At 36.6% G+C, this 13,425-nt stretch carries 12 protein-coding genes; 5 read left to right on the top strand and 7 right to left on the bottom strand.

What is annotated here, in order from left to right:
• Positions 1-2: 2 nt before the first annotated feature.
• The gene (gene flhB / locus GQ61_RS01725; RefSeq protein ID WP_085783643.1) at positions 3-1,073 is read left to right on the top strand and encodes a flagellar biosynthesis protein FlhB; all 1,071 of its coding nucleotides are present in this window, start codon (positions 3-5) and stop codon (positions 1,071-1,073) included.
• On the opposite strand, the gene GQ61_RS01720 is transcribed toward flhB, so the two are convergent.
• Complete coding sequence (locus GQ61_RS01720; protein ID WP_085783642.1) at positions 1,070-1,708, bottom strand: HAD family hydrolase; 639 nt, start codon at positions 1,706-1,708, stop codon at positions 1,070-1,072. The two genes, flhB and GQ61_RS01720, sit on opposite strands and share 4 nt — an antisense overlap.
• Positions 1,709-1,722: 14 nt before the next feature.
• Entirely contained in the window at positions 1,723-2,304 is a 582-nt protein-coding gene (locus GQ61_RS01715; protein WP_085783641.1) for a J domain-containing protein, read from the bottom strand.
• Positions 2,305-2,413: 109 nt separating this feature from the next.
• Between GQ61_RS01715 and GQ61_RS01710 the strand changes: the two genes are divergently transcribed.
• On the top strand, positions 2,414-2,692 hold the full coding sequence (locus tag GQ61_RS01710; RefSeq protein WP_085783640.1) for a hypothetical protein: 279 nt from the start codon (positions 2,414-2,416) through the stop codon (positions 2,690-2,692).
• Between the two features lie 20 nt (positions 2,693-2,712).
• Positions 2,713-4,047, top strand: a complete 1,335-nt coding sequence (locus tag GQ61_RS01705) for a flavin monoamine oxidase family protein (protein ID WP_198157371.1) — start codon at positions 2,713-2,715, stop codon at positions 4,045-4,047.
• On the opposite strand, the gene GQ61_RS01700 is transcribed toward GQ61_RS01705, so the two are convergent.
• Positions 4,044-5,144, bottom strand: coding sequence for a phospholipase D-like domain-containing protein (locus GQ61_RS01700; protein ID WP_085783638.1), 1,101 nt, complete (start codon positions 5,142-5,144; stop codon positions 4,044-4,046). The two genes, GQ61_RS01705 and GQ61_RS01700, sit on opposite strands and share 4 nt — an antisense overlap.
• A 108-nt stretch (positions 5,145-5,252) precedes the next feature.
• Positions 5,253-6,266 (bottom strand): ligand-gated ion channel, encoded by a 1,014-nt coding sequence (locus GQ61_RS01695; RefSeq protein WP_085783637.1) that lies wholly within the window; start codon positions 6,264-6,266, stop codon positions 5,253-5,255.
• Positions 6,267-6,479: 213 nt separating this feature from the next.
• Here GQ61_RS01695 and GQ61_RS01690 point away from each other — a divergent pair, with 213 nt between their 5' ends.
• The gene (locus GQ61_RS01690; RefSeq protein WP_085783636.1) at positions 6,480-7,427 is read left to right on the top strand and encodes a tetratricopeptide repeat protein; all 948 of its coding nucleotides are present in this window, start codon (positions 6,480-6,482) and stop codon (positions 7,425-7,427) included.
• Positions 7,428-7,549: 122 nt separating this feature from the next.
• Here GQ61_RS01690 and GQ61_RS01685 read toward each other — a convergent pair whose 3' ends face one another.
• The 3 genes from GQ61_RS01685 to GQ61_RS01675 form a co-directional block, all read right to left on the bottom strand.
• Positions 7,550-10,867: a hypothetical protein gene (locus tag GQ61_RS01685; RefSeq protein WP_085783635.1), complete on the bottom strand. Its 3,318-nt coding sequence runs from the start codon at positions 10,865-10,867 to the stop codon at positions 7,550-7,552.
• 71 nt (positions 10,868-10,938) lie between these two features.
• Positions 10,939-11,745, bottom strand: a complete 807-nt coding sequence (locus GQ61_RS01680; protein ID WP_085783634.1) for an outer membrane protein — start codon at positions 11,743-11,745, stop codon at positions 10,939-10,941.
• A gap of 123 nt (positions 11,746-11,868) precedes the next feature.
• Positions 11,869-12,870 carry a hypothetical protein gene (locus GQ61_RS01675; protein ID WP_085783633.1) on the bottom strand — a complete coding sequence of 334 codons (1,002 nt, stop codon included), beginning with the start codon at positions 12,868-12,870 and terminating at the stop codon, positions 11,869-11,871.
• 178 nt (positions 12,871-13,048) lie between these two features.
• Between GQ61_RS01675 and rpmB the strand changes: the two genes are divergently transcribed.
• The gene (gene rpmB / locus GQ61_RS01670; protein ID WP_085783632.1) at positions 13,049-13,339 is read left to right on the top strand and encodes a 50S ribosomal protein L28; all 291 of its coding nucleotides are present in this window, start codon (positions 13,049-13,051) and stop codon (positions 13,337-13,339) included.
• Positions 13,340-13,425: the final 86 nt, after the last annotated feature.

The raw sequence follows: 13,425 nt of genomic DNA, 5'->3' as shown, positions 1-13,425 counted from the left end.
TTATGGCTGATGAAGATCAAGATAAATCTCAAAAAACAGAACAACCGACGGCTCATCGTATTGAAAAAGCCCGTGAAAAAGGTCAAGTCGCAGTTTCAAAGGAGCTAGGTAATTGGTTTGCTTTCTTGGCTTTTCTAATTATTTTTTATTTTATGATACCGAGCGCTTTTTCTAAGCTTTCAACGCTCTTGAGTGTGTTTATAGCAAATGCAGGAACGTTAGATATTAGTGGGAGCCTCTTTGGTGGCTTAATCAATCAAACACTTTTATCAATCCTTATATATTTAACGGCGCCTGCATTAATTCTTATAGTTTTTGGTATAGCATCTTCGCTAAGCCAAACTCAATTTCTTATATCATTTGAATCGATCAAGCCTAGTTTTGAGAAAATTTCACTTATGAAGGGCCTTAAGAAAATTTTTTCAGTCAAATCTCTTGTAGAACTTTTAAAGAATGTTCTTAAATTAGTCGCTGTTGCGACGATTTCAATAATCGTTGTTTGGCCTGAAATAGATACATTATTAGCCATGAGTCGTGGTGAAATAGGAACTTTCTTATCATCTCTGCAGTCACTATTTATAAGATTAATCATCGCTGTTTTCTCAAATTTAACTTTTCTGGCACTTCTAGACTATGGCTATCAGAAATTTAACTATATTCGTGACCTCATGATGTCTCATCAAGAAATTAAAGAAGAAATGAAAGAGATCGAAGGAGATCCCCATGTGAAGTCACGGCAACGTCGTTTGCGATCGGAACGTAATAGACAACGTATTGCAAAGGACGTTCCTGAAGCCACTGTGGTGATTACTAATCCGACTCACTTTGCAATAGCCCTTAAGTATGATCACAATTCAACCAACGCCCCTATAGTTGTTGCAAAAGGAGCAGATTACCTTGCTAAGCGTATTCGCGAGATTGCTAAAGAACATGGAGTACCCCTTTATGAAAATCCGCCTTTAGCACGGACCCTTTATGATAATTTAGAGGTTGGTCAGGAAATTCCTTATGAATATTATGAAGCCGTAGCAAAGATTATACGCCACGTTATGAATTTAGGTAAAACAGCTTAAAAGAGTCCTAAGATGCTTTTTATCTTTGTTGGATGATCAATCACAAAGTCTGCTTCATGAAAATTGAGATGCTTCGTGACATTGTTAGGATGAGCGATGACAGTAAGGCCTGCTGCTTTTGCTGATGACACACCGACCTCTGTGTCTTCGACAGCGATACAGTCTTTAGGTGAAAGGCCATTTAATTCCACCGCTTTAAGGTAAGGATCAGGTTTTGGTTTACCTTGATTAACAAGATCTCGACCAACTATATGCTTAAAGTAATCACTCAAGCCTGTTTTAAAAAAATTATTCTGAATTGTGTGTACGTCAGAATTAGAGACACAGGATTGAGGGATGCTTTGATTTCTGATTACTTCAAGAACTTCAATCACGCCTGGACGAATGTGATGGGCATTTAACATGTTTTCTGTAGCTTTTTGAATTTCATCAAACCATTGTTGATAAGAAACGACGGGTTGATTGTATTCTTGAAGACAGTCCCATATTTGATCCAGGCTTGAACCTGGTGGAAGTTTTAAAGGTAACTTAAGCTGATGTTTAGCAAGTGCGAGATCCAAACAACCGTCGTAGAGGTGCTCATTATCAAAGAGTGTGCCATCCATATCCCAGAAAACTGCCTTAAATTTAGACATAATGATTGATGCCTTTATGCTGCTAAAAACTTTTTTAATACTTCATAAGCGCGATTAATGGTCTTTAGCTTTTCTTCAGAGTCTGTGCAACCCCCGTTTGCATCGGGATGATATTTTTTGACCAAAATTAAATAATGACTTTTTATTGACTCAGGAGTGATTGGGCCATCAACCTGAAGAACTGAGAGGGCGCGACTTTCTTCACTATCATAAGCAAAGTAGTTGGGCGTAACAGGCTCTTGATCAAAGAGTGAAAAGTATTTTCCCCACCCAAGGATATTATGAGGATCATGGAACCCAAACTTTTGAGTTCTTTCGGCCATATCCATACCAAAACGCCATGTTGGGCGTTGCCATGTATTATCTTCACGATTGAGTGTTTCAATCTCTTGTTCAGCGCGATTTTTATAAAAATTCCATTGTGCGTTATAATGTCGAACGTGTTCCAAACAAAACCAATAATAAGAGTTTAGCGCTTCTGGGCTTTGAGGTGCTTTATAAATACCCTCTTCAGTGCAACCCTGATGATCGCAAATCTTCTCAGGTTCGCTAGAACTGGAGTCAAAAAAGGAATGTAATCTATATTTTGATGTCATAGTTTCATTATGAGGCTTTTAGGGATGATTTTCAAGATTGACTTAAAACCTTGCGGACCGTAAACATTATAATATTTGATTGTTTACAATGTCTTACAGGGAATTTCTATTGATTAAATTAACTATAAAGTACTTTTTAACCCCAGAGGGCTTCGATTGTTTTCCGATGTGGTTTGATGAAGTAAAAAAAGCTGTTTCTCTACAGCCAGGTTTTGTCACTATACAGCATTATCAAGAACAGGGAAATCCAGTAGTAGTGCTAATATTTGAGAATTCAGACAAATTAAATCAATGGGCTGAAACAAACGTTCATGATGCTCTTTACGAACGAATAGCAGATCATTTTCTTAAACCCCTTGAGGTGGTCAAAGAAGAAACAATAAACTAAAATTTTTGATGACAGGCATAATGACGCGTATGAATTCAGATCTAAAAATTGAAATAATAGGAGCAGGCGCAGGAGGCTTATTAACAGCTTATCGTTTGAAACAATCTAAGATTGCGGACGTGCATGTTAATGAAGCACGTTCAAGAGTAGGCGGACGCCTTGTATCTTCCCCCAATCAATGTGAATTAGGCGCTTGGTCCCTTGGTGATGGGGGAAATCCTGAAACAATTCAAAGAATAGCAATAGAATTAGGGTTAGAAACGACGGTTACACTTCTACCTTGGAAGAGAAGGTTCTGGAGTGATGGCGAGTTTATTGATCGTGCTCTTGCCTTTGAACAAGTATTTTCTCAAGATAAAGTGAGAATAAAAGACTGTATCAAACGTCTTGCAACGTCTTCAGATACTTTGCAAGAAGTTCTGGATGAATTTTTTAAAGATAACCCTCTTATTAAACGATATTTTTCCTGTACTATTGCTATTTATCAAGGATCTCCCCTCAATCAGCTGTCTGCAAAAATTTATGAAGAGGCTACTACTGAGCTTTTATTAGGAGGACTGTCAGAGGTTTATAAAAGTACTGAAGAGGGGTTACCTTTGCTTCGTGTGAAGGGAGGCAACGATCAGTTAGTAAAAAAGCTTGCTGAAAAACTAGAGGATAAGATTAAGTTCAATAAGGTGCTCGTATCCATTCGCAAAATTCCAGAATCACACAAACTGCAATTGAATTTTAGTGATGGCACGAGCAAAGAAACAGAGATTGTGGTTTTAGCCTTACCAGTATCTGCTTATAGTACTTTAGAGATTGATGAAGACCTAATTCCTCAAAAGCAACTCGAGGCTATAAAACAAGTGCGTCCTGGAACGGTTAGTAAAATTCTTTTGCCCAATGGCGGAAAGAAAATAGAAGGAGCAATATTGTCAGATGACTTTGGGGCCATTATGGCTGAGGGTGATCAGTATATTACTATTTTTTGGCATAAGCCTTTTGATATGGAATCTTGTGTACTGCAGATAACCCAATTGGCTCAAAAGCTTAACTTACCAGTACCTTCCGCCTTTATTAGAGTGGAAGATTCACCGGTACTATATCCAAAAGATGTTGCGCTTATTGTTGATTGGCCACGCACAGCTTATACCAATGGATCTTATAGTGCATACCCTCATCAGTTAGACGAGTGGGTCAAAATAGAAAAGATAAATGGTCAGGAAGTACAATCTCTTTTTAAACCTGCAGGTAATATCTATTTTGTGAATGATGCTGCACCTGTGCATGCTTCTGCTGGCTGTGTCGGAGCAGCCTTTGAATCAGCTGAAATCGTTGCACAGCTTATTATTAATCGATCTCAAATTTAACGTTCAGCGACAAGACGTTGATCTTCGTGAAAAGCCCAATCATCCTCAAAAGTGTTTAAAACCGGAACAACATATCTTGTAGCACAAGTAATGCATCCTAAATTCAAATTACGTTCCTCAGGATCAAAAATGGGGGGATAAAAATTAGCTGAGCCCAAATACATGAGTTGATGATCTGTACCTCCATCCACTATGAGTACTTTTGCATGAATATGGAGAGGGAGATCGTCTTGAAATATTTTTTTACCAGTTAAGCGAACCTCAGCTCCTTTTTTCACTAAGCGAAGTTGGTTGGGATAGCTCTTATTGGGTCTTTCTTTACCAAAGGGATAATTGGACATCAAAATACGTACTTTTACGCCGCTTGTAAGCTTTTTCTCTAAAGCCTCAACAATTTTTGTATCCTGGATGTCTTGTTGATAAATAGCAATATCTTCTTTGGCTTGATCTATCATTTGTAATAGATGATCAAGATGTTGATAGGGGCCCCAAGACAGGCGTGTTCTATCATTTTGAATATCTTTTACAGTATAGGATGGTAATGTGATTTCTTTGCCATGCTCTGCATTATAGAGAACTTCTTTAATCTGACTTAATAGTTTTGGATCCCTTAAAATGAGTGTAAAATTTCTGATAAAAAAGTCCTCAGAATGATTGTCATAATTTGTTGTGCCAACGAGAGCGAGTTCACTTGTCAAAAGTAATTTAAGGTGGATATTTTTGAATTCGGGTAAATCGCTAAGAATTTGTGCTCCAGTTTTTTTGACTGCTCTAAGAGAGTCTCCTTCTTTCACATCAAGTGCTTTGTGTATTTCTTCTGGAGTGAGTCGACTTTCAAGCATAATTTTGCTGGGAATCTTTTTTGAAGCCTCCGTGAGTGCTTGCATCAGCTCTTCATCGGGTAGAAGTTCTTTTTGCATCTTATAGGCTCCGATGACAAGAAAGTCTTTTGCGTTTCTTACTTGTTCAAGAAACAGTTTTTTACCATCGCCACTTCCATTTTCGATGATGACTCCTTCTTCAAGAGAGGCAAAAGTTGGTAGACTTACATGAAGAGCGACTAGGAAATAAATGAAAAACAAACGCTTATTAAACATATCAAAATTCTTTCTGAAGATTTTTTTTAATGCTAATTAATGGTGAATAGAAAATTTGTCAAACTTCTTTATTTAATAAATGATGATCAATCAGAGCATTAGAAGGCGTTAGGAAAGATAGGCTAAAAATGTCCATAGTCCAATATACACGATATAACCGAGAATACAGATCATGCTAAGTGTCCGATTAATCCATATAATTTTCTTTCTCCCAAACTCTATAACAAGCTCATGAAGTAAAATGTAGGAAAGGATGGAAAGCGTAATTACGCAAAACGTTGCGGCTTGTATGGCATCGGAAAGTGTAAATTCTGAAGTAAACGGAAGAAGTTGGTCGATAACATATTTGTTACCTACAGCAGTGAAGATACTACCTAAAGACAAACTGGCCCGCGCATTTATATTCTCAGAGTCCACAAAGAAAATCATGCAGCACAAAAAGAAAGCTACAAAAAAGCCAACATAATAATTGAAATAGGATCGCCAACCATCTCGTTTGATATCAATGAAAAAAATTAATCGAGAGTAATTGCCATTTTCTACGGAAGCATCGCCAAAATTTGTATTATAGAGTGTTGTTGATTTTTTAAGTTCTAATCCCTTGATGTGCCACCCAGGCAGAGTTAATTCCTCATGTATATGGCTTTTTTGTAAATCAGGTTCAAAAACCACATAATTTTCATCGTAAAAATCTTCTAAGCGAATCTCAAGTTTTTGATGATCAAAAGGAAAATAACGAACATCCCAATCTTTTTGAATAGTGGCATAGTAGTGAACATAGGTAAAATATTCATCGCCGTTTTTGCCGTAAGTTCCAAATTTAGAATGATAATCAATGGCGTTGGTAATTTCGACTGAGTTGTCGGGATGATAAGTTGGATCTGTCGAGCGCCACCAAGCGTAAAAACTAATGCCAAAGGATTTCTGAGCTAAGTTTAGATCATAAATACTAACAGGATAAACGCCTATTAAAGTTGAAAATGGTTTTGGAGGTTTGGGTTTAACAACTATTTGCCGAGCTGTGGAGTTCTGATTATCGGAGGTTTGGAGAGAGACAGCGCAATGTGAAAAACTTAAGATTAAAAAGATAAAACAGATTAGCCCAGTAAGCTTCTTAAACATAAAGACTCCCATAATTTTTCTGTAATTTTTATAATTTTAGATAATTTTATATCAATTCTTATATTTGTCCATTGCTCAGCGAATCACAAAAATCCTTAAGGGAGGAAGAGGTTATTTTTGTTACTAAATAAATTGACCGACCTTTAGAAATAATATATGACAATGAGGAAAGCAATCTATAGTCAACTCTCAAATATATTTGGATATATACTTATGAAAAAAACTTTTCTCTATTTTATCACTACATCATTATTTGCTTGCTCGTCCGTTTACGCAACAGAGGATCTTTTAGAAGGCATTGGAACGCATGAAAACTCTGGATCAACTTCAGTCAAGGTGGTTAACTATGACCCCTCCGTTTTGGAATTATCAACCTTACAATCTCTTAATGCACGCGCAAAAAAAGGAGATGGTGAAGCTATTGAGGCAATTTTAGGTCCCATTGCCAATGGACTGTCGTATAATAGAGCACAGTGGTCCAAGTTGTTTTTAATTGATTGGCCTAATAAAACAATAGAGGAGCTGTTAACAAGTAATTCTAGTTTTCAACAGTTGTTTTTAGCTTCTTTTTTTAAAATCCCGCCTCTTCAAGGTGTTCTATTATATCGTTTGGAATCTCTAAAAGAGAATATTCAAAAGCGTGTTAAAGAGGGGGATGCTGAGGCTTTGAACATCTTTGGACTGATGCATGAAGAAGGTCTTGGGGTCACAAAGGATTTAAATAAAGCTCTTCAGTGTTTTTCTGATTCGGCAGCATTAAACAATTGCCATGGACTCTATAACTTTGCCAGATTGCATAATAACTATTCTGGTCTTGACGCAAATCTTGAAGTTGCTGCGATAAACTATGATAAAGCGCAAAAGTTAGGACATCGAAGATCAAAGACAGAATTGGCAAAACTATGGTCTAAAGTGAGAATGTCTTTGTCTTTTCCTGAATCTATGGGGTTATTAAAAGAGGCCGCTTCTGGTGGTGATGATGACGCTCAAGCATTGCTCGCCCTCTATTTTAGAAAAGGGTTATGTTTGGAAACAGAATCGTCTTTTGATGTAAAGGCTCATTATGAAAAGGCACTCACTTACATTAACCAGGCACTAAAACAAGGATATTTGGATAGCGCTCGTCTAAAAGAAGAAATTTTAGGCCTCTTGAAAAGTTAACTGTTTTGCAGATGCTAAAGTAATGTTTTCTTTTTTTTATATATGAGATCAAGTCTTAAAAACATAAAATCGACTTTAAAAAGTCGATTTTATGTTATTTGACAATTTTTTAGAAACGCACACTACATCTTAGAAATTTCTATTTCTAACGCCTTTGCTTCTTCTTCTTTCTTTTTAAGAGACTCTGTATCTTTCTTAATAGATTCACTGTTTTTTGTAAATGTAGACTGGTCAACGCTTACAACATTGTCGATCGTGGTTGTTGGCTCTTTATCGTGCTCCTTCCCTTTTTTTCTTGGAAGACTGTCTATAACTTCTTGTGCCTTCTTAACTGCTTCTTTCAAAACGACTACCTCTTGTTCAACCTTTAGAAGCTCTTTTTGTTTTGCTTCTTTTGAACTTGAGAGAGGTGGGGTGTAATGTTCAATATCTGTCACATCTATACCGTTTTCCTTAAGCTTTTTAAGGTTACTTTGGTAAGCTTTTTGAATAAAAGAATTTTTGCTTATCTTCGCAGATTTCATGAACTCTTTAAGAGCTGCTAGATCTTCTGAACGGCTCTTGATTGATCTTAAATCTTCTTTGACTTGTCCTCTTTTATCCGTAAACGAAATTGTATAAGCGGATTCAGGAGATTTTTGCGTTGCACTGGTTGATCCTTTCGATGAGGACGTATTACCGGTAGATTTGTTTGAAGAACTTTCAACGGATTTTGGAGGTACGTTTGACCAAACCACATCACTAAAAGCCTTCAAGGTTAAGAATAATTTCATAAATGTGTAACTTGCACCCACGGCTTGTTTTTCAGTAGGAATAAGTTTTTGAATATTAAAGCCGTAAGCGAGTAAGAAAGTATTTTCTACAAAGCTTTTTAAATCCTCATTATGCACCAAAACGGTTTTTGGATACTTTCCTTGAACATCCATATAAATTTTCTTGTAAATAGTGTTTTCTTTCATAGTAGATGCAAATTCTTTGAAAGATTGTAATATTTCATCAACCAATGTTTCATTGACAGGTATTTTTGTTTGACTATAGAGTTTAAAATCATTCGCTGCCTCTTTAGTTTTTTGATCAGCTAATAACACGTACTCTACCAATTTAGCTGTTGGAATAAATATTTGCTTGCCATCTTTGGCTTCGTAACCTTTAACAAGTTCTTTATATATATCACGCGCCTTTGACATTGTGTCTTCAATGCGCTTAAAGCGTTGTTGAGTTTCTCCATCACCTTCACCACCAGGGACATTAAAACGCCGCAAAGTGTCTTTTTCGAGTGAAAGAGTATCCATTAAAAGCTCAGATTTTGACCCTAAAATGGATTTAATTGCTGATAAGAGAATACTATTCAAGGCTTTTGCAAGCTCAATATTATTGGGAACGAGTCCTTGTTCTAAAGCAGCTTGTAGTTTTTCAAGTTCATCAAGATGTTCTTTACTATCAAGATCACGGGATATGATATTAAATAAAGCTTTGTAGTCCTCAGAAGTGAAAGGCGTATTGGGGAACGATAGATCTTGTTCATAAGGGATTTTTGGTAATGACTCTACGATAATTTTTTTTATCTCCGCAATCAGAGTTTCATCACTTTCACCCTCTGTTGGCATTTTATTAAGCTCTTTTCCTAATTGCGTAGATTGATAGCCATTATAAACTTCGCGTAAAAAGCTATCGATGACGACCTTAAGACCAGGAAGAGGTGCCGTCTTTGGTAAGGTGTCTTTCATCGCAGGGTCTATTGTTAAAAGTTTTAGACTTGGATCCTTGAACCATAATGCTTGTAAATCTTCATTCACCATTCGAGTGTAGATGTTTTCAGTTGCTTCTGTGGTAATTTTTTTCTTTGTTTCAGAAGTGAGTCCCGAACTCAAAGCAGCAGAAGCTTTCTGTTTTTCAATTTTTTGAGGAAGCGTTGTCATGCGAACATGCAACATATATCCTCGTAAAGCCTTTGCTAAATTTTTGGGATCATTTTGCCACTTAAATTCAAAATTTTCAGCATCGTCTTTGCTGATCATATTATTGAGCAACAAATAATAGCCATAAATTTTATCTTCTTCGAGTTTTCCTGCTGCAAGTTTATCAAAGTCACCTTTGAAATTGGTTAGAATATAATCAACAAGCGTCAATTTCTTCTTGTCATTTATATCTGGTTTTTCTTTTATCTTTAGAACAAATTTCTTATAGTCTTCTAAGGCTTCGTCGAACTTATCTGTGCCAAATAGCCCTGCAAAATCAGGAATATTGTTCGCTAAAGTTTTAAATCTCAGGCTAAATTTTTGAGGAAAATTATCACTTTTCTTAAGAGGCATGCCTTTAGCTGCAGATAAAATAGGGAATTTTACATAAAGGTCGTTTGCAAAAGATATCATCTTTTCTGAAACATTTTCAGGATGTTGAGCGGCTCGAAGAGTTTCAATTCCTCTCTTAAGCTCACCAATAGCATTGTTAACGGCTTCAGATGTTGTTTTTAATTGATCAAGACTGAGCACTTCTAGATTAGTAACACTGGCATCCTTTAATATGCCGAGAGGTCCTTTAAAAAGGTTTGGACCAGAGGTCTTTTCTAATTCTTCTTTTAGATAAGGCGTTTCTTCAATTTGCTTTGTAAAACGTTCAAGATTTTCTTTGACTGTTATTGGGAGCTCTTTTTGCAATTTTAATTTATCGAGTTCATCTTGTTTCTGCTGCTTTTCAATAGCGGCTAAGGTTTCTTGAACTTTTAATGCTAACTCTTCGAGCAGTTTTTGACGCGTAACTTCTGATAGTTTATCAAAACCTTCAGGAAGCTTGACGCCTGCTTGATCTAATCTTTTATCTATAAATTCTATCGCTTTTTCTTCAAAACCAAAAGAATACCGCAGCAATTTTTGCTGCCAACCCAGTAAGGTTTCTGGCAACAAGGAGTCATCAAGGAGATCAATATTTTCTTTAAAACTCGTATATTCTTTTTGAGATTCTTCAATGAATCGTCTCATCTCTTCATCGGGATCTTTTATATTCAAAGTGATTAAAACTTTGATACGGCGATCAATGCGATCTAAAATATTTTTTAGATTATCAACGCCCTGAAAAACTTGAGATTTTAAGGCTTCTTCTAGAGCTTTAGAGGCTTCTTCCTTACGTTTTATTTCATCTTGTATTTTCTTATTATGGAGCTCTTGGAGTGCTTTTAGCTTCTTTTCATTTTCTTCTTTAGTCTTTTGCAATAATTCTTCAAGGTTCTTTGCTTTTTGTTCGGCAGCTTTTTTTATTTGCTCAACATAGTCTTTATTTACGACCTCGGTACTGGAGCTACCAAGGATTCCACCAGAAGTAGAGAGTTGTTTTTCTAGATATTTTCTTCGGAGCTCATCACGAGATGCGTGAACATCAGAAATGTTAATGAAAAGGAGACTTGTAATTGTTAACATGGATGCACTGTTATAAAAAAGCTTCATTTTCTTCCCTTTCAATTTCTTCGATTTTCAGCTTGTGAAAATACGACAATCTAAGCTTACAATAGAATCCTTTAAAATTTATAAACAATACCAACCATATAGTTATAAGCTGCCGGTTTTAGATTGGAGCGGTTTACACCGTCTAAACTTGTTGTGTCAAAGACGCCTGGCAGATTAAAGTTAAGCTGTTGAAAGAATTCATAATGAAAAGAAGCAGCTAAAGAAAAGTGAGGCGTTAAGGCATATTCGAATCCCAAGCCTGGAACTAAGCTATGAGCCCATTGCTTTGCAGTGTGTATTGTGTTTTGGTTGGCAATAGCGGACGTACGCTGCAGTGTTTGTTCAAATCTTGACGATCCTACTCCTAAACTACCTAAAACAGCCATGCGTGGTGTGATTGCCCATCCTAAAATTAGGCTTGGCCTAATCGAATAACTTCTTTTGAGACGCATTTTTAAATTTAAAATGCCAAGATTTGGGGTCTGAGCATCATAATTTTTTTCCATATTTTGGTTAAAAAAACCTCCATTGAGTTCAAACCCAGCAATAAATTGATTTGCAAATTGTTTTCGATATCCTAATAAAATGTTCCCCATGAAGGAGCTTTTGCGAAAATTTAAGGTATTGATGAAAGTGTCTTCCGCGGGAATGATTGCAGTTAAGTCTAAAAAATTTTCGACCTTCGTATTCATAGTTGTTCCCCCTACAAAGGCGCCCACATAAAAGCCGCTGAAATTATAAGGAGTTCTGCTCTGGCGCGTGTTGTGCGTTGAAGGAGTTTGTACTGAAGCTACTTGCTCATTTGCGAACGAGGTGTGAGACTCAAGAATCATTAAGCTCGTTGAGATTAAACAGGAAGAAATTAGTTTTTTTTTCATTGACGCTCCCCTATAGTATTGTTTTTGTTATTTTGTTAGTAACGTCACCATAATTTTAGTTAACATTCTAATCTTTTCTAAATTATGGGCGCTTATCATTTTTACATGTGACTAGAAAATCACTTACGATAAAATTGCCAAGAGCGTCCAAAGTCCCACGTAAATGATATAACCGAACATGCAAAGCATGCTGAGAATGCGATTAATCCAAATGACTTTCTTTCGTCCGAACTCTTGCACAAGTTCGTGTAGTAAGATAAATGAGAGGACAGCTAATGTAATTACGCAAAATGTTGCTGCTTGAATAGCGTCTGATAAGGTAAAATCAGCCGTAAAAGGCAATAACTGATCAATGACATACTTATTACCGACTGCAGTAAAGATACTACCTAACGAAAGACTAGCTCTGGCATTAATATTACCAGGGTCCACAAAGAAAATCATGCAGCATAAAAAGAAGGCAACAAAAAAGCCAACATAATAATTAAAATAAGATCTCCATCCTACTCTTTTCAGGTCGATGACAAAGCTAAGTCTAGAATAATTTGCATTATTAAGAGAAGAATCGCCAAAATTTGTGTTGTAAAAGGTCGTGGATTTTTTCAGCTCCATTCCCTTGATTTTCCAGCCAGGAAGCGATAGCTCGTTATGAAGGTGACTATTTTTAAAATCCGGATCAAAGACTACGTAATTTTCATCGTAAAAATCCTCTAAGCGAACCTCAAGTTTTTGATGATCAAAAGGAAAATAACGAACATCCCAATCTTTTTGAATAGTGGCATAATAATGAACGTAGGTGAAATATTCATCGCCGTTTTTGCCTGTCCCGCCAACCTTTAAATTATAATCAAGGGCATTGGTAATTTCGACTGATTTCTCGGGATGATAAGTTGAATCTGTCGAGCGCCACCAAGCGTAGAAGCTGACTTTTACTGTTTTGTGTGCCAAATTAATCTCTGAAATACTGACGGGGTAAACTCCCATTAACACATGAGTTGGCGTCGGTGGTTTTGGCTTGATAATTATTGGAGGTTGGTTGTCTCCTGATTGAGACGCAACACTTTGAGAGGGTAAATTATAAAATAGAATGATTGCCCCCAATAGATAGATCAATTTTCTGAACATTATCTCTTCCCACGCGATTTTTTATTATTTTTAGTCATTCAATAGAAATAGCATTAATTTAATCACAATCACACAACTTTGAGGATAGAGAAGGAAGGAATTTATTCTATTTCCTCTTGACGTATCTGAGGCTTTGTCATATGAAGTGTGCCATAGCAAGATTTTAAAGGAGTTTGATATGGCACGCCGTTGTCTTATTACCGGCAGAGGAGTTCAATCGGGAAATAATGTGAGCCACGCTCATAACCGTACACGCCGCCGTTTTCTACCAAATTTGCAAATGACGACAGTGATTAGTGATAAACTTGGTCCTGTAAAGCTTCGTTTAACAACACGTGCCATTCGTACGATCGAAAAAAATGGTGGATTGGATAGTTATTTATTGCAATTATCGAATGCAAAACTAACCACTGAAGCGCGTCGTCTAAAGAAGCGTATTGAACAGGCTCAAGGGCCTGCCCACGCCTAGAGATAATCTCTAGACTCTTTTTACAGTGATTCCGGATATTAGCCAGTTTATTTTCTCCCTTCATGCATTACCACCAGAGTGGCTTG

Origin of the sequence: Candidatus Nucleicultrix amoebiphila FS5 (assembly GCF_002117145.1) — a bacterium.
Classification (GTDB): Bacteria; Pseudomonadota; Alphaproteobacteria; order Caedimonadales; family Nucleicultricaceae; genus Nucleicultrix; species Nucleicultrix amoebiphila.
Note: the sequence above shows the minus strand (reverse complement) of the source record. Positions and strands in the feature narration are given on the sequence as shown.